At 67.7% G+C, this 26,338-nt stretch carries 18 protein-coding genes; 14 read left to right on the plus strand and 4 right to left on the minus strand.

Annotated features, from left to right (window positions below; translation table 11 throughout):
* Positions 1 to 6: 6 nt before the first annotated feature.
* From AJAP_RS16035 to AJAP_RS42490, 8 genes are all read left to right on the plus strand, one after another.
* Positions 7 to 1,086, plus strand: a complete 1,080-nt coding sequence (locus AJAP_RS16035; protein WP_051972470.1) for a hypothetical protein — start codon at positions 7 to 9, stop codon at positions 1,084 to 1,086.
* 110 nt (positions 1,087 to 1,196) lie between these two features.
* Positions 1,197 to 1,946 carry a hypothetical protein gene (locus AJAP_RS16040; protein WP_038512352.1) on the plus strand — a complete coding sequence of 250 codons (750 nt, stop codon included), beginning with the start codon at positions 1,197 to 1,199 and terminating at the stop codon, positions 1,944 to 1,946.
* Positions 1,947 to 1,994: 48 nt separating this feature from the next.
* Positions 1,995 to 3,239, plus strand: coding sequence for a cytochrome P450 (locus AJAP_RS16045; protein WP_038512355.1), 1,245 nt, complete (start codon positions 1,995 to 1,997; stop codon positions 3,237 to 3,239).
* Positions 3,240 to 3,431: 192 nt separating this feature from the next.
* Positions 3,432 to 4,679: an aminotransferase family protein gene (locus AJAP_RS16050; protein WP_228694956.1), complete on the plus strand. Its 1,248-nt coding sequence runs from the start codon at positions 3,432 to 3,434 to the stop codon at positions 4,677 to 4,679.
* A gap of 25 nt (positions 4,680 to 4,704) precedes the next feature.
* Positions 4,705 to 7,143 carry a non-ribosomal peptide synthetase gene (locus AJAP_RS16055; RefSeq protein ID WP_148311515.1) on the plus strand — a complete coding sequence of 813 codons (2,439 nt, stop codon included), beginning with the start codon at positions 4,705 to 4,707 and terminating at the stop codon, positions 7,141 to 7,143.
* Entirely contained in the window at positions 7,140 to 9,053 is a 1,914-nt protein-coding gene (locus AJAP_RS16060; RefSeq protein ID WP_038512364.1) for a B12-binding domain-containing radical SAM protein, read from the plus strand. The genes AJAP_RS16055 and AJAP_RS16060 overlap by 4 nt, the downstream gene beginning before the upstream one ends.
* Entirely contained in the window at positions 9,043 to 10,176 is a 1,134-nt protein-coding gene (locus tag AJAP_RS16065; RefSeq protein ID WP_038512367.1) for an acyl-CoA dehydrogenase family protein, read from the plus strand. Before AJAP_RS16060 ends, AJAP_RS16065 begins: the two co-directional genes overlap by 11 nt.
* A 25-nt stretch (positions 10,177 to 10,201) precedes the next feature.
* Positions 10,202 to 10,981 carry a thioesterase II family protein gene (locus AJAP_RS42490; protein WP_228695005.1) on the plus strand — a complete coding sequence of 260 codons (780 nt, stop codon included), beginning with the start codon at positions 10,202 to 10,204 and terminating at the stop codon, positions 10,979 to 10,981.
* Positions 10,982 to 11,229: 248 nt separating this feature from the next.
* Here the strand turns inward: AJAP_RS42490 and AJAP_RS16075 are convergent, their stop codons facing one another.
* Together AJAP_RS16075 and AJAP_RS16080 are read right to left on the minus strand one after the other, a co-directional pair.
* Positions 11,230 to 12,432 carry an acyltransferase family protein gene (locus tag AJAP_RS16075; RefSeq protein ID WP_063777808.1) on the minus strand — a complete coding sequence of 401 codons (1,203 nt, stop codon included), beginning with the start codon at positions 12,430 to 12,432 and terminating at the stop codon, positions 11,230 to 11,232.
* Between the two features lie 204 nt (positions 12,433 to 12,636).
* Positions 12,637 to 14,172 (minus strand): MFS transporter, encoded by a 1,536-nt coding sequence (locus AJAP_RS16080; RefSeq protein ID WP_063777809.1) that lies wholly within the window; start codon positions 14,170 to 14,172, stop codon positions 12,637 to 12,639.
* A gap of 393 nt (positions 14,173 to 14,565) precedes the next feature.
* Between AJAP_RS16080 and AJAP_RS16085 the strand changes: the two genes are divergently transcribed.
* The 4 genes from AJAP_RS16085 to AJAP_RS16100 all read left to right on the plus strand — a co-directional run bounded on the left by AJAP_RS16085 (position 14,566) and on the right by AJAP_RS16100 (position 19,139).
* Entirely contained in the window at positions 14,566 to 15,042 is a 477-nt protein-coding gene (locus AJAP_RS16085; protein WP_051972473.1) for a dihydrofolate reductase family protein, read from the plus strand.
* Between the two features lie 114 nt (positions 15,043 to 15,156).
* Positions 15,157 to 16,332 (plus strand): epoxide hydrolase family protein, encoded by a 1,176-nt coding sequence (locus AJAP_RS16090; RefSeq protein ID WP_038512370.1) that lies wholly within the window; start codon positions 15,157 to 15,159, stop codon positions 16,330 to 16,332.
* A 35-nt stretch (positions 16,333 to 16,367) separates the two neighbouring features.
* A complete protein-coding gene (locus AJAP_RS16095) occupies positions 16,368 to 17,780 on the plus strand; it encodes a nucleotide disphospho-sugar-binding domain-containing protein (RefSeq protein ID WP_038512373.1) in 1,413 nt (470 codons plus the stop codon).
* A 27-nt stretch (positions 17,781 to 17,807) separates the two neighbouring features.
* Positions 17,808 to 19,139, plus strand: coding sequence for a hypothetical protein (locus AJAP_RS16100; RefSeq protein ID WP_038512376.1), 1,332 nt, complete (start codon positions 17,808 to 17,810; stop codon positions 19,137 to 19,139).
* Positions 19,140 to 19,257: 118 nt separating this feature from the next.
* On the opposite strand, the gene AJAP_RS16105 is transcribed toward AJAP_RS16100, so the two are convergent.
* Complete coding sequence (locus AJAP_RS16105; RefSeq protein ID WP_038512379.1) at positions 19,258 to 19,536, minus strand: phosphopantetheine-binding protein; 279 nt, start codon at positions 19,534 to 19,536, stop codon at positions 19,258 to 19,260.
* Positions 19,537 to 19,697: 161 nt separating this feature from the next.
* Between AJAP_RS16105 and AJAP_RS16110 the strand changes: the two genes are divergently transcribed.
* On the plus strand, positions 19,698 to 22,880 hold the full coding sequence (locus AJAP_RS16110) for a non-ribosomal peptide synthetase (protein ID WP_202965566.1): 3,183 nt from the start codon (positions 19,698 to 19,700) through the stop codon (positions 22,878 to 22,880).
* Between the two features lie 51 nt (positions 22,881 to 22,931).
* Positions 22,932 to 24,563 carry a tyrosine 2,3-aminomutase gene (cmdF, locus tag AJAP_RS16115; protein WP_038512382.1) on the plus strand — a complete coding sequence of 544 codons (1,632 nt, stop codon included), beginning with the start codon at positions 22,932 to 22,934 and terminating at the stop codon, positions 24,561 to 24,563.
* A gap of 161 nt (positions 24,564 to 24,724) precedes the next feature.
* On the opposite strand, the gene AJAP_RS16120 is transcribed toward cmdF, so the two are convergent.
* A complete protein-coding gene (locus AJAP_RS16120) occupies positions 24,725 to 26,299 on the minus strand; it encodes a 4-hydroxyphenylacetate 3-hydroxylase family protein (RefSeq protein ID WP_038512384.1) in 1,575 nt (524 codons plus the stop codon).
* Between the last annotated feature and the right edge of the window lie 39 nt (positions 26,300 to 26,338).

A 26,338-nucleotide genomic window follows, 5' to 3' on the forward strand; every position in this document is an offset into this window, starting at 1 on the left:
CGCAGGATGCTTTCCTACCGCGGTGTCGCCTACGACACGGGTACCAACTTCGCGACCGGTCAGGGCGATCTTTCCCGGACCGTATGGGATGAGTCCGCGATGGAGGCCGAGATCAGCCTCATCAGCGACCAGCTCAACTGCAACTCGGTGACCGTCTACGGCACCGACCTGGACCGGCTGGCGCAGACCGCGACCGCGGCGATCGAGCGCGAACTCCACGTGCTGCTTCAGCCGCGGCTGGTCGACCGGCCGGTGAACGAGATCATGGACCACCTCGCGGAGGCGGCGCGGCTCGCCGAGTCCCTGCGGAAGCAAGGCGCGAAGGTCAGCCTCACCGTCGGTGCGGTGCACCTCGTCTTCACGCCGGGGCTCATCGAAGGCGACACGTATCACGAGCGGATGGCGAACGTGTACGCGGACGCGGAGCACTACCTGCTCAAGCCCACCGCGCGCGTCGACGTCGCGGCCGCCGCGCCCCGGCTCAACGAATTCCTCGCCAAGGCGGCCGTCGTGGCGCGGGGGAACTTCAGCGGTTCCGTCGGCTACTCGGCGGCTCCGTTCGAGGTCGTCGACTGGGATCCGTTCGACACGATCGGCTTGATGTACCAGTACCTTCCGTCCGGGCAGACGCCGGCGGAGCACAAGGACCTGGTCGGTTCGTACCTCCGCTGGAACAAGCCCGTGCTGATCAGCGAGTTCGGGACCGCGACCTACCAGGGAGCCGAGAAGAAGGGTTTCTTCTTCTGGGACATCGTCGATCGGGCCCAGGACGTGCCCACGGTCCTCGACGGCTACACCCGCGACGAGGGCGAGCAGGCCGCCTATCACCTCAAGATGTTCGAGATCTTCGAGGACGCGGGGGCCGCGGGGGTCACGGTCTCGGAATTCATCCACCCCACCCATCCGCACTCGACCGATCCCCGGCTGGATCTCGACACGGCGAGCATGGCGCTGGTGAAGACGATCCGGGACGACTTCTCCGACCCGGCGTCCGGCTATCGCGTCGAGCCGAAAGAGGCCTTTCACGCGATCGCCGACCACTATGCCCACCTCGGTTTCCAGGAGATCGCGCGCGGCGGCCGGTAGGAAGCTTGTTCCATCTTGCCGTTGCTGCCCGGTGAGCGGGATCGAGGACGAGAGTCGCTTTCCGTTTTCGCATTCTTTAGAGGCGGCCGAAACCACATGGCGCAGGCCCGATGACGACGTTCGTCCGGAGATCGGAGCGGGAAATGCACTTCAACGGCAGGGTGTTCGGCCGAGGGCTCATGGCGGTGGCGATGGCGGCGACATTGGCCTTGTCGTCGGTGGTCTCGGACCAGCCTGCGGCCGAGGCCTCGCAGCGCTGGAGCACCTCCCTGGCGTCGGTGCTGGTTCCTCCTGACCAGCAGGCGCCGGGGAGCGTCACCATGGACCCGATCACCTTGGCGCAGGCCGCCGAGGACGGCGGGTTGGGCACCCCGGGGATGACGTCCTCGCCCGAGTCGTGCCTCAGCTTCGCCGACGATTCCGTGGGCGGGCTGGGCACGCGAACGGGGTGGATGCAGTTCGGGCGCCGGGGCCCCGCGATCTTCTTGCAGGTGGTCGCCAAGATTCCCGGGGGCTTCGACGTCAACAGGGTCAGGACCGCCGTGGCGAGCTGCGCGACGGGAACCATGACGCTCGAAGGAAAGATCACCGGCCAGGTGACGTTCGTGGAGCAGCGGCCGCTGCGGCTGCTGTTCGGGAAGTCGTTCGTCACGAGGATGACGACGACCTTCCCGAAGCCCGCCAACGAGGAAGAGGCGGCCTTGCTCACGAAGTACAACTTCCACGAGGGCGAGTGCCCGGCCGAGTACGTTTTCGTCGCCGTGGGGAATCTGTTCATCTGGTCGCTCGACCCGGACCCGGCCATCGCGGTGCGCGCGGCCCGGATCATGTACGAGCGGGCGCTGCGATACCACGGTTGAGTTCGTTTTCGGAATAGTCGGCGCGTCCGTTCGAGGCAAAGAGGGGTCATGACCGCAGAGGTGAACACACCGCAGAGGGATTCTTCGGATCTGCCGGACTACCCCCTCGCGCGTGAATGTCCGTACCGGCCTTCCCAGAGCACGGCGAAACTGCGTGGAGACGGGCCCGTGGCGAAGGTGCGGTTGTACGACGGGCGCACCGCGTGGCTGGTGACCGGGCCCGTCGAGGCCCGTGCACTGCTGGCGGACCCGCGGATGTCCAGCCTCGCGCATTACCCGAACTTTCCCGTGCTCGACGAGCGGCACCTGCACATGCGTGCCACGAGGGAGATGGCGAAGGAAGAGGAAGGCGGGTTCGCGGGCGTACTGTTCGGCGTGGACCCGCCCGAGCACACGCGGCAGCGGCGGATGTTGCTGCCCGCGCTCACCGCCAGGCGCGTGGCCGCGCACCGGCCGGAGATCCAGCGCATCGTCGACGAGCAACTGGACGTGATGCTCGGTGCCGGCGCTTCGGCCGATCTGGTGGCCGATTTCGCCGGGCCCGTGCCGATGAAGGTGGTCTGCGCTTTCCTCGGTGTCCCTTACGAAGAGCGCGAGTCGTTCGAGGGGCCCGCGCGTGAACTGTTCGATCCGGAGCGCGCGGATCAGGCGATGGACGATCTGACCGGCTACCTTCTCCGGCTGATCCAGGCGAAGGAAGCCAAGCCCGGCAAGGGATTGCTGGACGATCTGATCGAGCGGCACGTCCGCGTCGGCGACCTCGGGCACGACGAACTGGTGCAGTTCGCCTTCGCGATCCTGGTCGCCGGGACGGTCACCAGCACCAGCACCATCGCGCTGGGCACACTCGCGCTTTTGGACACTCCGGGGCAGTTCGACGCGCTGGTCGCCGACCCGTCGCTCATTCCCGGGGCGATCGAAGAGATCCTGCGTTATGTGTGCCCGGTCGAGCAGCTCTCGCGTGTCGCGACCGAGGACATCGAAATCGCGGGCGAGGTCATCAAAGCCGGCGACGGTGTCCTGGTGAGCTTCGCGGGGGCCAACCTGGATCCCGCGGTGACCGCGCGCCCCGAGACCTTGGACGTCACCCAGGTGCCGACCGACCATTTGGCGTTCAGCCACGGGGTCCACCATTGCCTGGGCCGGAATCTGGCCCGGCTCGAACTGGAGATCGTGTTCACCACCCTGATCGCCCGTGTTCCCACGCTCCGGCCGGCCGTACCCGTCGAAGAGATTCCCTGGTACAACGACTTCACCGTGCCGCGCCTCCTTTCTTTCCCCGTCTCCTGGTGATGTGACAATTCTGGAGAACAGGGCCCGAAACGCCGGACGATAAACTCGGAGAAAGACTTTCTCACGATTGGAATCAACGTGACAAATACGCCATGGACCCCGGAGAAACTGGCGTCAGCGGCGGAGCTCGCCGACTTGGACCGGCGCCACGTTGTACACCCGCATGAGTCTTCCGGCGCGCCTGAGCGCGTCGTGATCGTCCGTGGCAAGGGATCCACGGTCTGGGACGCGGAGGGCACCGAGCTGCTCGACGCGACCGGCGGCGGTCTGTGGAACTCCCATGTCGGGCACGGCAGGCGCGAGCTCGCCGAGATCATGGCGAAGCAGGTCGAGGAACTCGAATACTTCACCACTTTCCACGAGTTCGGCAACGACAAGACGATCCGGCTCGCGGCCCGCCTCGCCGAGCACGCGCCCGCCGGGCTGAACAAGGTGTTCTTCACCAGCGGGGGCTCGGAGAGTGTGGACACGGCCATCAAGGCCGCACGGCTGTTCCACGTCCGCAGTGGTGAGCCGGACCGCACCTGGATCATCTCCAGGTCGGCCTCGTATCACGGGTGCACCTACGGTTCCGGGACGCTCACCGGCTTCGAGCCGATGCAGATCGGGGTCGGGCCCAACCTGCCGCACGTGGAGAAGCTGTCGCCGCCGTACCTCTACCGGGCAGGCGAACTCTACGGAGATCAGGACCCGACGGACTTCCTGATCGCCGAGCTCGAGCAGACGATCGCCCGCCTCGGGCCCGGCAACGTGGCCGCGATGATCGGTGAGCCGGTGATGGCCGGTGGCGGGGTGCTGACCCCGCCTCCCGACTACTGGCCGCGGGTGCGGGAAGTGCTGAGCAGCCACGGCATCCTGCTGATCGCCGACGAGGTCGTGACGGCGTTCGGCCGCACGGGCGTCTGGTTCGACTCGGTGCAGCGCGAGATGGAACCGGACCTCGTCACCACGGCCAAGGGCATCACGAGCGGCTACTTCGCGCTCGGCGCGGTGCTGATGTCCGACGAAATCGCGGAAGCGATCACCGCGGACATGGGCTTCTTCCACGGTCACACCTACAGCGGCCACCCGGTCGGTGCCGCCGTGGCGCTGGCCAACCTCGACATCATCGAGGGTGAGGGCCTCGCGGCCAACGCGTTGTCGATCGGGGACTGGTTCCGTGCCGGGCTGGCCCCGCTGGCCGACCTGCCCTCGGTCGGCGACGTCCGGGTCGAAGGTGCGATGGCCGCGATCGAGCTGGTCGCCGACCGCGGGAGCAGGGCGCCGATGGACATCCCCGCCGTCTTCGGTCTCGCCGACGAGATCCGCAAGCACCACGGCGTCATCGTGCGGCCCTACGGGAACAACATCATCCTTTCGCCGCCGCTGGTCATGACCCAGGTGGAGACCGAGGTCACGACGAAATCCATCGTCGAAGTGCTTTCCCGAACGGGCAGCTGAGAAAGAAACTGGAGGGGCAGCTTCGATGTCAGGAATCGAAATCGAGCCTGTGGCGCTGTTGCGCGCGGCTCGGCCGGCGGGGGAATCGGACATCGCGTCGCGGGTGACGCTCCCGTTCCCGCTCGGCTGGCCCGAGCACCAGTCAGCGGAGTTCCGGCTCGAGAGCGTGTCGACGGCGTGGGACCCGGTGAGCCTGGAGCGGCTCCGGGCCCTGGCGTCGGCGGCGTCCGGCTCACCGGTCGACACGGTCGTGGCCGCCACCTCCGTGCTGCTGGCTCGATTCACCCGGAGTGCCGACGTGGCGGTCGCCGCCGTCGCGCGGCCGGTCGGGGGCACCCCGCCGACGGTGTCGGTGGTGGCCGGGGAGCTGTCGTCGGACGCGAGTTTCGCCGAGGTACTGGAGAGCATCGCGGCGGGGGAAGGACAGCCGGTACAGCAGCTCGCGCCGGGCCGCGACGGGGTGCCGATCGTGGTGGCTCCGGCCGGGACGAGCCTCTCGCCGCTGTCCTTGGCGGGTACGACGTTGTGGCTGACGGTCGAGGACGATTTCGCCACGACCCTGTACTACGACGCGGGTTCCTGGTCCCGTGCGGATGCCGAGAGGATCGTCGGGCATCTCGCCGCCCTGCTCCGTGCCGCGGCCGCCGAACCGGCGCTGCCCGTCGCGGCCCTGGACATCGGCGCCGAGGCGGGCACCGAGTTTCCGGACACGACGGTCGCCTACGAGGACCTGACCTCGGCGCCGGAGCGGTTCGTGCGGTGGGCGGGACGCGCCCCCGACCGGATGGCGGTCGTCCACGGCGATGTCGCCTGGACGTACGGAGACCTGCTCGAGCGGGTGTCGCGCCTGCGGGACGCACTCGCCGCGAACGGGGTCGGGCCCGGCACCCGGGTCGCGCTGCTGCTGGACCGCTCGCCGGAACTCGTCGCGGCCACGCTCGCGGTTTCGCTCAGCGGCGCGGCTTATGTCGGGCTCGACCTCAACGAGCCCGGCCCGCGGCTGGCGACGATGCTCGACGACGCGGACTGCCGCCTGATCCTCACCCGCGCCGCCGACGACTCGCGCCTGCCGGAGGGTGACCACCCCGTCCTCGTCGTCGACGATGTCCTCGAGGGGCAGGGGAGTACCGGCGAGTTCGTCAGCCCGGCGCCCGGGGACGCCTGCTACGTCACGTACACGTCGGGTTCGACCGGTCTTCCCAAGGGCGTGCTGGTGCCGCATCGGGGTTTGACCAATCTCGTCAACTGGTACCAGGAGACCTTCGAGGTCGTGCCGGGAGACAGGATGCCGCAGCTGGCCAGGCCGTCGTTCGACGGGTGGTCGCTGGAGGTGTGGCCGTGCCTGGCGAACGGTGCGACGTTGTGCATTCCCGACGAAGGGATCCGGCGTTCCGCGGTCGAACTCGCGCGGTGGCTGTGCCGCGAGGAGATCACCACGTGCTTCGTCACGACCGCGCTCGGCGTGGAACTGTTCGGCCAGCCTTGGGCCGAACTCGGCTCACGGCTGCGCTCGTTGCTCGTCGGTGGTGAGAAGCTGCCCGCGTACCCGCCGCCGGGTCTGCCGTTCCGCCTGTACAACGTGTACGGCCCCACCGAGACTTCGATGCTGGCGACGTGCGGCGAGATGAGCACACCGCGCTCCGGGGCCCCGCCGATCGGCACCCCGCTCGCCAACGTGGAGGCCCACGTACTCGACGAGCGGCTTTCCCCTGTCCCGGCAGGAGCCGTCGGCGAGCTGTACCTGGGTGGGGAAGGTGTCGCGCTCGGCTACCTCAACCGGCCGGAGTTGACCGCGCTGAAGTTCGTCGATGGTCCTTCTGGCCGCCAGTACGCGACGGGTGACCTGGTGCGAGTACGGCCGGGCGGATCGATCGAGTTCGTCGGCCGTGTCGACAACCAGGTGAAGCTTCGCGGATTCCGCATCGAGCTGGGAGAGGTCGAGGCCGCCGTCCGGTCGCTGCCGGGCGTGCGGGACGCGGTCGCGGTGATCCACACGCCCGAGTCCGGTGGCGGCAGGCTGATGGCCTACGTGCGGCCGGACCCGCGCCGGCGACCGGACGGCTCCGGGCTGCGGGCCAGGCTGAGCGAAGTCCTGCCCGACTACATGGTGCCGACCGAAGTGACGGTGCTCGACGCGTTCCCGCTCACCCCTCACGGCAAGACCGATCGCGGGGAGCTCGCTCGCCGTGCGCCGTCGGGCGGCGGGGACGGGGACGCGCCCGCGACCGATCTGGAACGGGTGCTGGCCGAGCTGTGGTGCGAGGTCCTCTCCATCGGCTCGGTGAGCCGTGAGGACAGCTTCTTCGACTTGGGCGGCGACTCGCTCACGGCGATGCGGCTCGCGGCCAGGGCCCGCGCCCGCGGTATCCGGCTCGGCGCCGAGCATCTGTTCGAGTACGAGGTGTTGCACGAACTGGCGGCCGAACTCGAGCAGGGCGAGACGAATCCCGGAGAAGCGGCATGACGACACGACACGTCACCTTCGTCGAACTTCCCCTCTACCCCAACACTTTGCCGCTGGCGTCCGGATATCTGCAGGCCTTCGCGCAGCAGGACCCGGAGATCGCGGAGACGTTCACGTTCGAGATCCATTCCTCCCCGTCGACCACGCCGACCGAGACCGTGCTCGAGCAGCTGCTTTCGGGCGACACCGAGGTTTTCGCGCTGAGCTGCTACTTGTGGAACATGCGCGCGGCGAAGCGTCTGCTCGACGGGATCCTCGCCGCGCGGCCCGACGCCCACGTCATCCTCGGCGGCCCGCAGGTGATGAACCACGCGACCGAGTACGTACCCCACGGGAGCGACCGGGTCGTGGTCTGCAACGGTGAAGGCGAGCAGACCTTCGCCGCGTACCTGCGCGCGCTTCTCGCTCCGGAACCGGATTTCCACACGGTGCCCGGAATCAGCTTCTTCGCGGGCGACGAGCTCGTCGACACGGACAAACCCGCGCGGCTGAAAGAGCTGGACGAGATCCCCTCCCCGTTCGCCGCCGGCGTGTTCGACGGCGGCGAGTACACGTTCGCGGTGGTGGAGACCAACCGCGGGTGTCCGTTCAGCTGCTCGTACTGTTTCTGGGGCGCGGCGACCAACGACAAGGTGTTCCGCTGGGAAGAGGACCGGGTCTTCAAGGATCTCACCTGGCTCAGCGAGCATGGCATCGAGAGCATCTTCCTCGCGGACGCGAACTGGGGCGCGTTGCCGCGCGATGTGGAACTGACCCGGCATCTGGTGCGCTGCAAGCAGAAGAACGGCTACCCGATGATGGTGTCGATGCAGGCGGCCAAGAACCGGCCCGACCGCGTCACCGAGATCACCGAGATCCTCGTCGAGGGCGGAATGCTGGCCAGCCAGCCGGTTTCGCTGCAGACGTTGAGCCCCGGCACGCTCGAAATGGTGCAGCGCGCCAACATCAAGGAGACCACCTACGTCGAGCTGCAGAACAAGCTCAAGGAGAAGAAGATCAGCTCGTACACCGAGCTCATCTGGCCGCTTCCCGGTGAGACGCTGGAATCCTTCCAATCCGGGATCGCGCGGCTGTGCGAGTCTTCGGCCGACGCGATCGTCATGTATCCGCAGCTGCTGCTGCGCAACACGCCGATGTACGAACGGCAGGAACTGCTCGGCATCAAGACCGTGCGGGTCGAGGACCCGGTGGCGGAGGCCGACGTGGTGGTGGGCACCAAGTGGGTCTCCAGGGAGGACTACGAGGCCGGCGTCTGGTTCGCCTACGCGGTGATCACCCTGTACAACGCGCGTGCGGCGCGGCTGATCGCCACCGAGCTGGACCGTGACGGCACGTGTTCCTGGGGCGAGTTCCTCACCTCGGCGGTGGACTACTTCCAGCGGCGTACCGACAACCCGATCTGCGCGTTCTTCGCCGACTCGGTGACGAACCTGCGCAACTACGACCTCAACAACACCGGCAAGGTGCTGCACATGGTGCTGCACTCCCACCGGGCGGAACTGGACGCACTGCTGCGCGACTTCCTCACCGAGCGCGGCTGGCTCGCCACCGAAAGGCAGCGGATCGCCTTCGAGCTCGATCTCGTCGCCCGCCCTTATGTCTACCGCGAACCGGTGTCCCCGCCGTCGATCGAGCTGGAGCACGTCACCGTCGTGAACCGCTCGCGCTACCAGGTGGAACTCGAGGTACCCGAGTCGGCCATGGACCTGATCGGGGCGCCGGACGGTGCGGAGGGCACTCGCGTCCGCCTCGACCACGTCGGCCGGCGGAAGATGCCGTACCCGCGGCACCGGAGCCTCGACCACAACGCGGCCTACTGCCAGGGGATGATGAACCGGCTCCGCGACATCGTGCCGTCGTGGGCCACGGTGGCGCCCGATGGGACCTTCGGGGCTCTCAATGCGGCGTGAGGTGTTCCGCGGCGAGCACGAAGAGTTCCGTGAGCTGGTGAAGACCTTCCTCGCCAGGGAGGTCCTGCCGCACTACGCGCAGTGGGAGTCCGACGGGCTGGTCGATCGCGATGTATGGCGGGTGGCGGGCAAGCACGGCTTGCTCGGCATGGACGTCGACGCCGTCTACGGTGGCGGCGGCGAGTCCGACTATCGCTACCACGTGGTGATTTCGGAGGAGTTCGCCCGCGCCGGCGTCCATGCGCCGTCGCTGTCGCTGCACAACGAGATCGTCGGGCCCTACCTGCGCACCCTGACCACCCCGGAACAACGAGGGCGCTGGCTGCCGGGGTTCTGCTCCGGCGAACTCGTCACCGCCATCGCGATCACCGAGCCGGACGCGGGCAGCGACCTGAGCAGGGTACGCACCACCGCGCGCCGGTCGGGCGGCGATTTCGTCCTCAATGGACGGAAGACGTTCATCTCGCATGCCGAACAGGCGGACCTGCTGCTCGTGGTCGCCAGGACCGGGTCCCGCGACACCGAGTTCAGCCTGCTCGCCGTCGAACGCGGCACGCCGGGACTCACGGTGGGTAAACGGATCGACAAGATCGGCATGCGCGCGCTGGACACGTGCGAGCTGGCGTTCGACGACGTGATCGTGCCCGCCGGGAACGTGCTCGGCACCGAGGGGCGCGCGATGGCCTACCTGATCCGCAATCTGCGGCAGGAACGGCTCTGGATCGCGACGTCGGCGCTCGCGGGCGCGGAATCGGTGTTCGAAGAGACCGTGCGGTACTGCCGCGACCGCGAAGTTTCCGGCGGCACGCTCATAAGCCACCAGCACACCCGGTTCGTGCTCGCCGAACTCGCCACCTCGCTCGCGGTGGCACGGACGTTCACCGACCGCTGCGTGGCCGAGCACGCCGACGGCCGCCTCGGTTCCGAGGACGCGGCGATGGCCAAGTGGTGGAACACGGAGCTGGCCCGGCGGACCGTCGATCGATGCCTGCAACTGCACGGCGGATACGGATTCACGCGCGACTTCCGGGTCGGCAGGGAGTTCGTCGACACCCGGGTGCAGACGATCTACGGCGGCACCACCGAGGTCATGAAGGAAACCATCGCCCAGTCGCTGATCTGAGCGGAGCCGGGAAGGAACACTGATGATGGCGCGGGGTCCTTTGTGGTATCAGGCATTCGAGGCGAGGCCCGATGCCCGGGTGCGGCTGTACTGCCTTCCGTGCGCCGGCGGGGGAGCGTCGACGTACCGGCCATGGATGCCCTTCGTCCCGGACTGGGTCGAACTCAGGGCCGTCCGGCTGCCCGGCAGGCAGGCCAGGCACCGCGAGCCCGCGTTCGAAGACTGCGAGACCGCCGCGCAGGCCGTCGCGGAGTGGCTGTCGGCCGAGGAAGGGCCGTACGCGTTGTTCGGCCACAGCATGGGAGCGATGCTGGCGTACCGGGCCACCAGGATCCTGCAGGCGGAAGGTGCGGCGTTGCCCGCGCTGCTCGCGGCCGCGTCCTGGCCCGTTCACGGGGTACCGCACGTCACGATGCCGGATCCCGACGACGACGATGACGCCTTCTGCGCGAAAGCGGCCGGGCTGGCCGGCCCGGCGACGGATCTGCTCGACGACCCGGACGTCCGCGCCTTGGTGCTGCCGGTGATGCGAGCCGACTTCCGGCTGTGCCGAAGCTACGTCTACCGCGAAGAAGCCCCGTTGCCGGTTCCGGTGTCGGTGTTCGGTGGGGACGACGATCCGGTCACCCCCGCGGAAACGCTGTCGGACTGGAAGGAACACGGCGAGCCGGTCCTCGGTCCGAGGCTGTTCCGCGGCGGCCATTTCTTCCTGCAGGAGCACGTCGGGGACCTCACCGCGGCGGTGATGACCGACCTGGCCGACGTGCTGGGGTCGAGCCCCGGAGGCCGTCGAGCGGTGGGGTGAAGGCTCCCTTCGCCCCACCCCCGGCCCTCGTTCGTCACCGCGGCGGGTAGCGCCAACACGTGATTCGCGTGCTCAGACACGTGACTCGCGTGATTGGACACGTTCCGCCCCCAATCACGCGAGATCCGCCTCGAGTCACGCGAGTCCCGTCTCCAATCACGCGAGTCCCGTCTCCAGCCACGCGAGTGTGGTCCACCCAAGGGGAATGCCCCGGCCGGAATCGGCCGGGGCATTCGATTGAACGTTCCTCAGGACCGCACCGACGACAGCGGCGGCTCCGCCGTCTTGCACCGAGGCCGGGACCACCGGCGCATGATCGGGCGTTCGACGAGCACGAACAGCAGCCAGGACACGAACAGGCAGAGCAGGAAGCCGCCGACGAGGACCGCGATTCCGCCCAGTGTGCCGAACTGCTTGGCCTCGTACATGCCGCCGACGCCCCATTGACCGCTGAACGCGGCGTGCAGGGAGAAGAACACGGTGACGTGGACGAGGAAGAACGGATAGGACAGATCCCCGAGCCAGACCATCGTCTTGCGGTTGAAGAAGTTCTCCTTGCCCGCGAGGTCGGACGCGGCCATCGAGGTGATCAGCAGCGACACGGGGATGAGCGCCACCGCCTGGAAGCCCGCGATCATGTCGAAGGGCAGGGTCGCGAGGAAGACCACGACCAGCATGAGCAGGGGCACGATCGGCCGGATCGACGGCCAGCGTCCCGTCTGCAGGATACGGGCCATGATCATGCCCGCCCCGAACTCGAACATCCTCGCCGGCGGGAAGTAGAACGAGAACCACTGCTGCGGCCAGGAAACCCCGCCGTCGGAGAAGAAGCTCATCGGCTCGTCCGGCAGGAACACGCGAGCGATCACCGGCATGAGCAGGGCGCCCACGGCCATGATGCCCGCCCACAGCCACAGCCGGTTCCCGCGGATCTTCTTGACCAGGAAGAACAAGAGCGGGAATGCCGCGTAGAACAGCATTTCGACCGACAGCGACCAGGTGGGGCCGTTCGCCGAGTAGAGGAGGAAGTTCGGATCCGGCAGCCACGACTGCAGGAGCGGGAGGCTCACGAGGACTTCGGTCCCCATGATCTCCCGGCCCGCCAGGACCATCATGACGAGGATGATCGCGCAGACCACGAGGTGGTTCGGGAAGATGCGGAAGAACCGCCGCCGCCAGAACAACCGCGCGGTGTCGGTGGGTTCGGACGACCACGTCAGGATGAACCCGCTCAGGATGAAGAACAACGAGAGCGCGATGACGCCCATGTTGCGGGTGATGTACAGGTACGACTCGTTGATGGCGTTGTCGGTGAAGAGCGGGTGGACCATGCCGTGGCTGATGAACACCAGTACCGCGGGGATGATCCGCAGAGCGGTCAGTGAAGGAAGCCTTGTCCTCGCTTTTCCAGCCGGTAGTCTCGTTGTCCTGATTTCATCTTTGGTCGCCATAGTGACCGTCCTTTCGCCGGAATTCGGGGAACACGACTTCCTCCCGTCCTCAGGCCCTTACGATCGCAGGGTGCGAAGTCCGTTCGCGTCTTCCGGAAAGCGCAGTTCCCGATGCACGGGAACAAGAAAACCGGCCGCCCGCGGACAAGAATGTGGTTCCTTGTCCGCGGGCGGCCGGTCGAAGATGCCGCCTGTGTGGGTCGGTCAGACCTTCTCGGCGACTTCGGGCGACTCGGGAGCGCTGTCGATGCTCTTCTCCGCACCGTCAGCGCCTTCCTCGCCCTCGGCGGCTTGCGCGCTTCCGGTGGGCTCGACGTGCCTCAGCCTGGTGGCCGCGAGCACGGCGATCCCGACCATGAGGGCCGCCATGATGGCCGCGACGACGCTCACTCCGCTGCTGAACGCCTCCTTGGCGGAGGCGACCACGTTGGCGCCCGCTTCGCCGGGGATCTGCCCGGCCGTGGCGAACGCTCCCGCGATGCTCTCCGAAGCCGGGCCCGCGACGTCGGCCGGTGTACCGGCCGGGGTCTCGAACGCGCCGCGGTAGACGGCCGTGCCCATGAGCCCCGCGACCGCGACACCCAGCGCCACGCCGAACTCGCCACCGGTCGACTGCAGCGATCCGGCCGAGCCCGCCTTCTCCGGCGGCGTGGACGACATGATCAGGTACGGGGTGATCATGCCCGCCGGGCTGCCACCCAGGTAGATGATCGTGATGCCGATCAGCACCGTCGAGACGCCGGCGGTGGGGCTGACCTGGGTGAGCACCACCATGCCGACCGCGGCGAGCAGGCAACCGACGGCGAGCACGTAGCCGGGCTTGACCTTCTGGGCGATGACGTTGCCGATGTTGCCGACGACGACCATGCCGAAGGACGGGATGAGCAGCCAGACCCCGATCTGCACCGGCGAGAGCCCTTCGACCAGCTGCAGGTGCAGCGAAGCCATGAGGTCGATACCGCCCATGACGAACGCCAGCACCGTCGCGATGATCAAGGCCGCGGACACCGTGCGGTTGGAGAACAGGCTCAGGTCCAGCAACGGGTTCGCCAGCGCACGCTGACGCCGGATGAACACCACGAGGCTGACGGCGCCGACCACCACCGCGATGATCGGGAACGCCGCCACACCGCCCCTCGCCATCTCCTTGAGACCGAAGATGAGCGGCAGGATCGCCAGAAGGGACAGGGCCACGCTGAACAGGTCCAGCTTGCCCGCCTCGGGGTTGCGGGACTCCGGAACCAGGATCGGTCCGGCGATCAGCAGCAGCAGCATCACCGGAACGGCCATCAGGAAGATGGAGCCCCACCAGAACGCGCCCAGCAGGAGCCCGCCGATCACCGGGCCGAGAATGACACCGAGCATGATGGCGGTACCCCAGGCGGCCATGGCGGTCGCCATCTGCTTGGGGTCCTTGAACATGCTCTGCAGCAACGCGAGCACGGTGGGCGCGACGGTCGCGCCCGCGATGCCGAGCAGCGCGCGCGAGACGATCAGCATTCCGGTCGACGTCGAGTACGCGGCCAGGATCGAGGCGATGATGAACACCACCGCGCCGATCATCAGGACCTTCCGCCTGCCGATCTTGTCACCCAGGGTTCCCATGGTGACGAGGAAGCCGGCGATGAGGAAGCCGTAGATGTCGACGATCCAGAGCTGCTCGGTGGCACCCGAGCCGAGATCGGCGCTGATGTGCGGCAGGGACAGGAAGACCGCGGAGATGTCCACGGTCGTCAGCATGGTGGGCAGACATAGGACCAACAGCCCTAGCCACTCACGCCACCCGGCCTTGGCAGAAACGTCGGCTGTGGTCATGTACCTGAGTCCTCTCCTTTGGGTATTTCATAGCGCTGTGACCGATCGATATACCTAGGGTCGCGGTGGTCGAGCACCCGGCGCATCTCATGTTGTGCTTCGTTGGGGTGCGCGGGTTGCCGAACACGGCGATGCGTGTGTACGGACCCCCACAGTCCCGTAGCGGGCGGATGCGCCCATCTCCGAAAGTGCGGACCTTGGCGATGCGAGGCAATCGCGGAGGCGTTCCGTGGTGCGTCGCCATGTGACTCTCGAACGCAGTGGCTGTCGAAGGAAGGGCGAGGAGAGCGCATGACTACGGTTATCGCGGAGATTTCCATGTCTCAGGACGGTTTTCTCGTCGATCGCGCGACCGGGCCGGATCAGGTTCTCGAATGGTGCGGAGGCGGCGGCGCCATCGTGGTGGGCAGGCGGACGTTCGACGCCGCCGACTGGACCGCGGTGCGTTCGGCGCGCATCCCTGTTTTCGTGGTGACGCATTCGGTGCCGACGGGGGACCGGTACGACGACGGCTCGGTCACCTTCGTCACCGACGGCGGGGTCAAAAGCGCGGTGGCGCGGGCGAAGATGCTCGCGGGCTCGATGGTGGTCGGCCTGGCCGGGGCGAACCTCACCTGGCAGGCGGTCAACGCGGGGCTGGTCGACGACCTCCGGGTCATCGTGGTCCCCGTGGTGCTGGGGAAGGGAATCCGCGTCGACGAGACGGCCTACGGTCCGGTGCGGGTCGAGGGACCGCGTGGCGTCGAGGGAACCGGCGTGACCCACGTTTCGTACCGCAGTGCGAGCGCCGCGTGACAGCGGGCGGATGGGCCGGCTCCGCAGAATGCGAGACGTCGGCCGTGGTGAAGAACGGTGAGAATACGGTATCCGGCCCTCATCGAAAGAAGGCGCGGTGTCGGAAGGTGACTGATGCGACCATTTCAGCTTGATGTTCCCGAAAGCCAGCTAGAGGATCTGCGGCAGCGGATCGCCGCGACCCGGTGGTCGCCGGACGTGCCGGGTATCGGTTGGGAGCGCGGTGTTCCGCGTGAATACCTGGAAAAGCTGGCGGACTACTGGCGTACCGGCTACGACTGGCGCGCGGTGGAGGCGAGGCTCAACGCCATTCCCCAGTACGTCACCGAAATCGACGGGGCGAACGTGCATTTCGTGCACGTGCGCTCGCCGGAGCCGAACGCCACACCGCTCATCGTCACCCATGGCTGGCCGGGTTCGTTCGTCGAGTTCCTCGACGTGATCGGACCGCTCACCGACCCCGTCGCGCACGGCGGCGGCCCGGATGAGGCGTTCCATCTCGTCATCCCGGCGATTCCGGGATTCGGGTTCTCCGGCCCGCTCCCCGAAGCAGGCTGGACCGTGGCCAGGATCGCCAAGGCATGGGCCGAATTGATGCGCCGGCTCGGCTACGAGCGCTACGGCGCACAGGGCGGAGACTTCGGATCGGTCATCTCGCTGGAACTGGGACGCGTCGATCCGGAGCACGTCATCGGTGTGCATTCCAACATGCTGGCGGTGTTCCCGTCCGGCGACCCGGCGGAACTGGCGGACCTCAGCGAACAGGACCAGGCCCGGCTGGGGCGGCTGGCGCGGTTCGACACCGAGGACTCCGGCTATTTGAAGCTGCTGTCGACCAGGCCGCAGACTCCCGCGTACGCACTCAACGATTCCCCGGTGGGCCAGCTCGCCTGGATCGTCGAGCGGTTCAAGGAATGGACCACGCCGGACGGTGTTCCCGAAGACGTGCTGGATCGTGACGCGCTGCTGACCAACGTGATGATCTATTGGCTCACCGGTACGGCCGGTTCGTCCGGGCACCTGTACTACGAGGTCCTCGATCAGCAGAAGCAGCAGATGTCCGCCCAGTCGGCGGGCATGCTCGAAGGGCACCGCGAGCTGCCCCTCACCGTGCCGGTCGGTGTCGCCGTGTTCCCGAACGACTGCTTCCTGCCCATCAGGCGGCTGGCCGACCGGGACATCGAGACGATCGTGCACTGGCACGAGTTCGACCGCGGGGGTCACTTCCCGGCCATGGAGGTCCCGGACCTCTACGTCGACGAGGTGCGCACCTTCTTCCATTCGTTGTGATCGCCGAATCAGTTAACCCGAGGGAGAGAACCTCTATGCGAGTCCTGATCCCCGTTGATCCATCGCGCGCGCATCTGTTCCCGATAGTTCCGATCGCGTCGGCGCTGCGGAACGCGGGACACGAAGTACGGCTGGCGTCGTGGGAGGGTTTCTGCGACACCATCAGTGCCACGGGGCTGACCCCGGTCGCGCTCGCGGAGGGCACCACGCTTTCGCCTCACCTGGCCCCTGGTGCGCCGGAACCCCGGCACCCGGACGAATCGGAGCGTTACGCCGACATCCTCGGCATCACCGACTTCGAACTCCGCGACCAGTGGCACGTCTTCTACCAGCAGCTGCTCGTACCGGTCGGCAATTCCCTGCGGGCCGACCGCCCGGAGACCGACGATCTCATCGAGTTCGCCCGTTCCTGGCGGCCGGATCTGGTGATCTGGGACTTCACCCAGCCCGCGGGTGCGGTGGCCGCGCGGGTGTGCGGAGCCGCCAGCGCCAGGATGCCACCGGGCCGGGACAACTTCGGCTGGGGGCTCGAGCAGCTCGCGGCGCACCGTGAGGAGCTCATCGCCGCCGGACTGGACGACAATCCACTCGCGACACTCGTCCGCCCGGTGGCGGAGCGGTACGGCGTCGAGGTCGACGACGAGCTTCTGGTCGGGCAATGGACGATCGACATCTACCCCGAAGGCATGGGCCTGCCCACGTCGTTGAAGAAGGTTCCGATGCGTTGGGTTCCGTTCAACGGCTCCGACGCCTTCCCGAAGTGGCTGCACGAGCCGGCGGAGCGGCCCCGGATCGCGTACTGCCTCGGCGAGTCGACCAGGCGATTCATCAAGGGGGACTGGGACCGCACCCCCATCCTGCTGGAGGCTCTGTCCGGTTTGGACGTCGAGGTGGTCGCCACCCTGAACGACGTCCAGCTCGACGGGGCGCCCGTCCCCGCCAACGTCCGGGCCGTCGACTGGCTGCCGCTGTCGAACGTGATGTCGTCCTGCTCGGCGTTGATCCACCATGGCGGCGGAGGAACCTACGCGGCCGCGGCGGCCGTCGGCATCCCGCAGCTCGTCTGCGACACGGAGGAGTCCATTCTCCTGCGCATCGCGGAGGAGGAGGACGCGCCGGAGACCGGCACCTTCCGCACCGAGAAGGAACACGGTGTCCAGGACGTGTCGGACGCGCGCAAGCCGACTCCGTGGATCATGCCGGCGAAGAAGATGGAAGCGACGCCGTGCTCCAACTACGTCATCGACCGCGGCGCCGGTATCCGGTTGAACCACCGGGCGTTCACGGTGGAGGACCTGCGGAAGCAGATCTCCGCCGTGCTGACCGAGAAGTCCTATCAGGACGGTGCGCGGGTCGTGCACGAGGAGTGGAAGGCCATGCCGCTTCCGGCCGAGGTCGTCCCCGTACTCGAAAAACTCACCGCGGAGAACCGGAAAGCCACTCGGTAGCGGTTGCCCCGAACGGGAAGGAGAGATATGTCTGGCAAGAGATCTCAGACCGGCGATCGCGTCGTGATTCTGGGTGGCAGTGTGACCGGGATGTTCGCCGCCGGTGCGCTCGCCGAAAGCTATCGAGAAGTGATCGTCGTCGATCGTGATCAGATCGTCGGCGTCCGTGAGGCACGGCGTGGCGCTCCTCAGGCTCGCCACATCAACGGCCTCCTGGTCCAGGGCGCGCGCAACATGGAGGAGTTGTTCCCGGACATCACCGCCGAGATGATCGCCGCGGGCTGTCCGATGACCGACCTGTCGGGCACGGTCCGCTGGTACTTCGGCGACAAGCCGCTGCGCCAGATCCGGGCCGGCCTCACCAACGTGGGCTCGACCCGTCCGGTGCTGGAGTACCACCTTCGTGAACGGGTCAAGGCGCTCGGCAACGTGACCTTCATGGAGGGCTACGACATCACCGGCCTGGCCACCACACCGGATCGCTCCCGCGTGACCGGTGCACGGGTGCAGTCGCGCGACGACGGTGGCGAGGAAGTGGTGGTCGAGGCCGACCTGGTGATCGATGCCACCGGCCGCGGCTCGCGTACTCCCGTCTGGCTCGAGGCCCTCGGCTATCCGCGGGTGGAGGAGGAAGGGACCAAGGTCGGCGTCGGCTACGCCACGCGGCAGTACCGGATGCGGTCGGATCCCTTCGGTTCCGACCACTCGATCATCTGCGTGGCGAACCCGGCGCTTCCCCGCGGCGCGATCTTCACGAAGACCGACGGTGGCAAGGTCGAGCTGACCACGTACGGGATTCTCGGCGATCACCCGCCCACCGATCCGGAAGGCTTCACCCTCTTCGTCAAGTCGTTGGTCGCACCGGAGATCTACGAGTCGATCGTCGAGGCCGAGCCGCTGACGGACCCGGTGCTCTTCCGGTTCCCGACGACCCTCCGGCGTCGCTACGAACGCATGGCGCGACTGCCCGAAGGTCTGCTCGTGATGGGCGACGCCGTCTGCACGCCGAGCCCGGTGTTCGCTCAAGCGCAGTCCCTCGCGGCGATCGAGGCGCTGGCCCTCCGCGATCAGGTACGCAGCGGGGTGCCGCCGCAGCCCCGCGAGTTCATGGCCCAGGTCGGTCGCATCATCGACCCGGCGTGGGAGATGACGGAGGCAATGAACCTCGTCCACCCGCGGATGGAAGGCCGCCGCACCCGGAAGGTCCGCTTCCTGCACTGGTACATGAAGCGGGTTCAGCAGGCCGCCCTCACCGACCCCAAGGTCACCGAGGCCCTGATGCGTTCGGCGGGTCTCGTCGATCAGGACGCGCTGCTGCGCCCCGGCGTGATCTGGCGGGTGCTTCGCTCGCGCCCCTGACCGGGTGCGCGAAAAGGGCCTGGGCCGGATTCGACGGGATGTCGAGTCCGGCCCAGGCCCTCAAGCTTTGCGGTTTTCGTCTGTGCTGCTTCAGTTCTTCTTCGGTGACAACGCGGTACTAGGCCGCGCCGGGTTCCTCACGCAGCGCCACCGCCACGACCGACGAGGCGAAGCCGGTGAGATCGGGGTCCTCGAACAGCAGGCCGACATCCACCGTGACGCCGAGCTCGTCCTCGATCCTGGCGACGATCCGCACGGCCGAGATGGACTGGCCCTGCAGATCGAAGAATGTGAGTTCGTGGCGCCCGTCCGGCATCCCGAGAACATCTTTCCAAATCTTCTCGACATGGTTTTCGATCGCCGTCGATGTTCGCTCGCGCGGGTCGCGATCTGTCATTCTCCGCACTCCTTTCGGAAATGATTCGTCGTCCATTGTCCGTGGGTGCGGAAAGGGCGGCATCCTTCCGCTTGCGGCCTTGGACGTGCGGTGCCGGCGCCTTTCGGGGCACGGCAATGGACGAGAAGCGTTCGTGCGGCGGCCCGTGTGACGATTCCTCCGTGGCGAAGGAAAAGGACGCGAACGTGGGCGGCACCCCGCGATTTCGTGCTGGGGAAGTCGTGGCTTCCCGCGCGCAAGAAGGGCTCTGGTTACTGGAGAAGCTGGTGCCGAATACCGCGGCGTACCGTATCTGTCGCCGGTACGAGGTGACGGGTCCTTTGCGCGTCGACGACCTCAGGGCCGCCTGGCGAGCGGTCGTGGCCCGGCACGAGACCCTGCGGACGACGATCGTCGGAACCGGCGGACGGCCGGTGCAGCGGATCACGGCCGATCCCGCGGAATCGTTCGCCTTCGCCGAATTGAGCCATCTTTCCGCGCCGGAACTCGACTCTTACCGTGCCGGACTCGTTTCGGAGTCGCTCACCCTCGAGGACGGGCCGCTCGCCAGGCTCACCGTGATCCAGGAGGCTCCGCGGCGATTCGACGTCGTCCTCGTCCTGCACCGGGCGGTCGCCGACGAGCACTCGGTCTCGATCCTCGTCGAGGAGCTGTCCGAGAACTACACGCGGGCCTGCGGTGCTTCTGGGCCCGTCGCGCAGTACGCCGATTACGCGCGATGGGAGCGCGCTCAGGAGGAGACACCGGAGTTCGGCCGCCTGCTGGAGTGGTGGACCTCGTCGATGACGCCGGCGCCCGCCTCGCCGGTGCTGCCGACGGACCGGGCCAGATCGGTGCGACCGGTCATGAGCGGCGACAGGTTGCCGTTCGACTGGGGCTCTGAGGTCGGGCGTGGGCTCGCCGAATTCAGCCGATCCGAGCGGGTGACCCCGTTCGTCGTCCTGCTCGCGGCGTTCCAGTCCCTGCTCCACCGCTACGGCGGCGAGGACAGGGTCGCCGTGGGTGTCCCGTTGTCCACGCGTCCGGGGGAGTTCGCCGGCGCTCTCGGGCCCTTCGAGAACCTGGTCGTGCACCAAGCGGATTTCGCCGGCGCACCGTCCTTCCGGGAGCTGACGAGGCGCGTGGCACGGGTGGCGCAAGAGGCGTCCGACCATCGGATGCCGGGGTTCCGGCACCTGGTCCGTGCGCTCGAGGCCGACCGCGATCCACGCCGGATCCCGTTCTGCGACGCCATGTTCGTCCTCAGGGAGCCGGAGGCCGCACTCGAACTGTCCGGGCTCGAGGTCCGGCCTCGCGTGCTCGGGACCGGCACGGTCGGCACCGATCTGACCCTGACCGTGGACCAGGTGGCGCCCTCGGTCGCCGGGACCCTGGCTTTCCGCGACGACCTGTTCGGTATGGAGCAGGCCTCGATGGTGCTCGCCCAGCTGCGCGTCCTGCTCGGTGCCGCGCTCGCGGCACCCGACGTCCCGCTGGACGAGCTGCCGTTGGACACGGCCTACCGGGGAGCGGCGACGGCCCGTGCGACGGACCGGATCGACGACGCCGTCGTCATCGACGAACCGGTTCAGGAATCGGTACGCCGTCACGCCGCACTGGCACCCGACAGCGCCGCCGTCGTCTGGAGCGGCGGCGTTCTCACCTACGGCGCCCTGGAGCGCGAGGTGACGATGGTCGCGGATCATCTCCAGGCCTTCGACGTGGCCGGAGCGGCCGTGGCCGTCCGGATGACACCGGGAGCCCGCCAGGTCGCCGCCTCGCTGGGAGCCCTCCGTGCCGGCGCGCATCTGATCTGGCTGGGCACCGGTGAGCTGGGGGAGCGCGGCCGGGCCGTGCTGAGCGCGACGCCGCCGGCGTGTCTGCTGGGGGAGTGGGACCAGGACGAGGACGACCTGGCCCGCTGGTATCGCGACGAACTGGGCGGCCGCATCGTCGACATCGGTGGCGTGGTCCGCGGGGGACCGGTTCGGCAGGCCGGGGAACCGGTGGCGCCGCAGGAGACCGCGTACATCGCCTACACCTCCGGGTCGACCGGCACCCCGAAAGGGATCCCGCAGACTCACCTCGCCTTCGCGCAGTTTGTCCATTGGCTGGCCGGGACCTGCGAAACGGGGCCCGGCGCACGGGTGGCGCAATGGGTGGCCCCGGAACACGATCCGAGCCTCTGTGAGGTGTTCGCGACGCTGGCCGCCGGCGGGACGTTGTATCCGGTGCCCCAGAAGATCCGGGTCCATCCCGGCAAGCTCCTCGACTGGCTCGTCTCGGAACGGATCACGTTCCTCCAGACCGTCCCCAGTTTCGCGAGCGAGCTGCTGAAGGAGATCGAGGACCGGGGCGCGGGCGAGCGGCTGGGCGCCCTGAAATGCCTGGTGCTGATGGGCGAAGCGCTCCCGAGGGAGCTGGCGAACGCTCTGCGCGCCGCCTTGCCGTCCGTCCGCCTGGTGAACATGTACGGCCCGACCGAGACGATCGCGGCCACCTGGCACGAGATCTCCTCGCCCGTGGACGGCGTGGTGCCGATCGGCGAGCCGATCCCGGGTCGCCAGGTGCTACTGCTCGGCGACGACGATCGTCCTTGCCCGGCCGGGGTCACCGGCGAGATCGTCATCCGGAGCCCGTATGTCACGCGGGGCTATGTCGGCGGCGGCAACGGTGAGGCGTTCCGGCCGGTGCGCGGTCTCGGAACGGACGTCCGCTGCTACCGCACGGGTGATCTCGCCCGGTTGCGGTGGGACGGGCTGCTGGAATTCCGCGGTCGCCGTGACCTGCAGGTCAAACTCCAGGGCAATCGGCTCGAGCTCGCCGAGGTCGAGGCGGCGCTCGCCGAGCACGACTCGGTGGCGGAGTGCGCGGTGGTCTCGGTGTCCGACGAGCGCGGGCTGGTGATCCGGCTGATCACCTACGTCAGAGCCCGGAAAGCCTCGCCGGGCCGCGCCGACACCGAAACGTGGCGAGGTCACCTGCGGCGCAGGTTCGGCGACGCGGTACGCCTCATCTCGTTCGAACCGGTGAGCGCGCCGTTGCCCCGCACCGCCGGCGGCAAGGTGGATCGCCGCCGCCTCCCGAAGCCGCGCGCACGGTCCTTGGCCGCCCGGCCACCACGTCCGGGCACGGAACAGGAGCTGGCCGCGATCTGGGCGGCCCTGGGCGTACATCCGGCCACCGCGCTGGAGGGGTTCTTCACCGCGGGCGGTGATTCCGTGCTGATCCCCGCACTCGGCGACCACGTCCGTGCACGGTTCGGCGTCGACGTCCCCGTCGCGGAGTTCTTCGCACACAGCACGTTGGCAGGCATGGCTGCCTTGATCGAAGCCGCGGGAACGCGCGAGGACGCGGCGGCATGACCGATGTGGGCAGCCGACACGGTTGTCACCGAACGACCCGGAGGAGAAATTGTGACTCGGACTGAGACAGAGCATGCGGTCGCCTTCGACGGCGAAGGCCTGAGCATCGCGGATCTCCGTGCGGTGGCCGAGCAAGGGGCGTCCTGCTGGGTGCCGCCGTCCGTGCTGGAGCGCGCGAAGGAAAGCCGGGCGAGGTTCGAGGAGATCGTCCGCCAGGAGATCCCCATCTACGGGGTCACCACCGGTTACGGCGAGATGATCTACATGCTGGTCGCCACCGAGAAGGAGGTGGAGCTGCAGACCAACCTGGTGCGCAGCCACAGCGCCGGCGTCGGTCCGCTGTTCGCCGAACACGAGGCGAGGGCCATCGTCGCCGCCCGCCTGAACGCGCTCGCCAAGGGGTATTCGGCGGTGCGGCCGGAGGTGCTCGAACGGCTCGCCCTGTACCTCAACCTCGGCATCACGCCCGCCATCCCGGAGATCGGGTCGCTCGGCGCGAGCGGTGACCTGGCGACGCTTTCGGCCATCGCGATCACGCTCATCGGCGAGGGATACGTCCTGCGCGACGGGAAGAAAGTGCCGACCGGTGAGGTGCTCCGCAGCCTGAACATCGAGCCGCTGGAACTGCGCTTCAAGGAAGGCCTGGCGCTGATCAATGGCACCTCGGGGATGACCGGCCTCGGTGCGCTCGTCGTCGACCGGGCGATGACCCAGGTGAAGCACGCGGAGATCGTCTCGGCACTGATGATCGAGACCCTGCGCGGTTCGACCAGCCCGTTCCTGCCGGAAGGCCACGACGTGGCGCGTCCGCATCAGGGCCAGATCGACACCGCGGCCAACATGCGAGCGCTGATGCAGGGCAGCCTGCTGACCGTCGAGCATTCGGATCTGCGACGCGAAGTCGCGGACGGCGGCGACAAGAGCGGCGGCGACGGCAAACTGCACGAAGAGGGTGTGCAGCGCACGAAGGTCTACCTGCAGAAGGCCTATTCCCTGCGCGCGATCCCGCAGCTCGTCGGCTCGGTCAGGGACACGCTCTACCACGCGCAGAACAAGCTCGACATCGAGATCAACTCGGCCACCGACAACCCGTTGTTCTTCGAGGGCAAGGAGATCTTCCACGGGGCGAACTTCCACGGCCAGCCGATCGCGTTCGCCATGGACTTCGTGACGATCGCGCTGACCCAGCTCGGGGTGCTCTCGGAGCGGCAGACCAACCGGCTGCTGAACCGCCACCTTTCCTACGGGCTGCCGGAGTTCCTCGTCGCGGGCGACCCGGGGCTCAACAGCGGCTTCGCCGGAGCGCAGTACCCGGCGACCGCGCTGATCGCGGAGAACCGGACGATCGGCCCCGCCAGCACGCAGAGCGTTCCGTCCAATGGGGACAACCAGGACGTCGTCAGCATGGGCCTCATCGCCGCGCGCAACGCGCGCAGGGTCCTCGAGAACAACGAGAAGATCCTCGCGGTGGAGTTGCTGGCCGCCGTGCAGGCGGTCGACATCTCCGGCCGGTACGAAGGGCTGAGCCCGGCTTCGAAGGCCGTGTACGACAAGGTGCGCTCGCGGATCCCCACCCTGGACCGTGACCGCTACATGTCGGACGACATCGAAGCCGTGGCCGAGATGCTGGCCGGTGGCGAGGTCGTCCGCGCCGTCGAGGAAGCGGGCATCGAGTTGCGCTGACGAGGCAACGAAAGTGGGGACCGGCGGCTGCCGGTCCCCACTTTCGTCTGTCGCCCGTGCTGTGTCGGGTATTGCCGGTATCGGGGAAGTGCGAAGGGGTCGTGAGTGGCAATGACGGTTCTAACCGTCATTGCCACTCACGACCCCCGCCAGGGTGCACCTCAGTCGAACATGGCCTTCCGGCCCTTCCGCAGGTGGTCGAAGTTCTCGAGGTCGGGCACCCGCCAGCCGTCCAGGTCGTACTCGTCGAGGCACTGGTCCACGAACGCCTTGTAGTCGTCGATCTGCCCACCGGCGATCTGTCCGTTCAACAGTTCGAGGCGGGTGTTCTCGTGATTTCCGGCGTAGTTGCGCTCGTACAGTTCGTGCCTGCCGCCGAATTCGGTGCCGACCGCGTCCCAGAGGAGTTTCATCAGCTTGACCCGTTCGACCGAGTCGATGCCGTTCGACCCGCGGACGTATTTGTCCAGATACGGCCGCAGCTCGGGGTTGTGGAAATCGTCGGCGCTGGAATTCACGTAGATCAGCCCACTGGCGATGTCCTGCAGCGCGATCTCCCGGATCCTCGGGTAGCCGATCTGCATGAACCACCGGTAGGCCATCCCGTACTGCGGATTGGGCAGCAGTGCGCCGTTCTTCCATTTCACCGGGTTGCGTGCCGCGGCGTCGGACAACGCCCAGAAGAGGTTGCGCCAGCCGACCACCTCACCGAGCCGTGCCTGCACGCCCCGGAAGTCACCGCTGCCGGTCATCTCGACCGCCTTGGCCAGCAGACCGATCAGGAACTCCAGCTTCACCGCGAGCCGGGTGGCGCCGTGGAAGGTGAAGCGCTCGGTGAACCCGGACTGGCCGGCGAACATCTGGACCTTTCCGAGGTCACCGTAGATGAACACGTTCTCCCAGGGGATGAACACCTTGTCCAGGATGAGGATGGTGTCGTTCTCGTCGAGCCGGGAGGAGAGCGGATAGTCGAACGGGCTGCCCATGACCGCGGCCGTCGCCGCATAGGACGGACGGCAGATCAGCTTCATTCCCGGCGCGTCCATCGGCACGGTCGCCACGAGGGCGAATTCCTTCTTTCGCACCGGCAGTCCGTAATGGGCGATGAAGTTGTAGTGCGTCAACGCGGAAGCGGTCGCGACGACCTTGGCGCCGCTGACGATGAGCCCCCCGTCGGTCTCCTTCTCCACATGGATGAAGACGTCGGCCACCTCGTCCGGTGGGCGGGAACGATCCACCGGAGGGTGCACGATCGCGTGGTTCCAGTACAGCACCTTCTCCTGGGATTCCTTGTACCAGCGCCGGGCGTTGTCCGCGAACGGACCGTAGTACTCGGCGTTCGCCCCGAGCGTGCCGAGGAACGCGGCCTTGTAGTCGGGGCTGCGGCCCATCCAGCCGTAGCTCAGGCGAGCCCACGCCGCGATGGCGCGCTGATCGGCGACCAGATCCTCGACGGTGTGCGGAGTGGTGAAGAACCGGTGGGTGTAACCGTCGCTTCCGGTGTCGGTCGGCGCCGTGAGCACGCCTTGCTGCTCCGGATCGTGCAGCGAGTCGTAGAGACGCGCCGTCATCCGGATGGGATTCAGGAACGCAGGATGAGTGGTGACGTCCTTGACCCGCTCGCCGTAGATATGGATTTCCCTGCCGTCACGGAGACTTTCGATGTATTCGTCGCCGGTGAAGGGGCGCGTCCGCCGGGGAACGGCGTGGGGATCGGGCTCGTGAAGCGCGGTCATCGATGGCCTTCCCGCATGGTTGTCGGAGCTGGGCGAGCG

Source organism: Amycolatopsis japonica, assembly GCF_000732925.1.
GTDB classification, from domain to species: Bacteria; Actinomycetota; Actinomycetes; order Mycobacteriales; family Pseudonocardiaceae; genus Amycolatopsis; species Amycolatopsis japonica.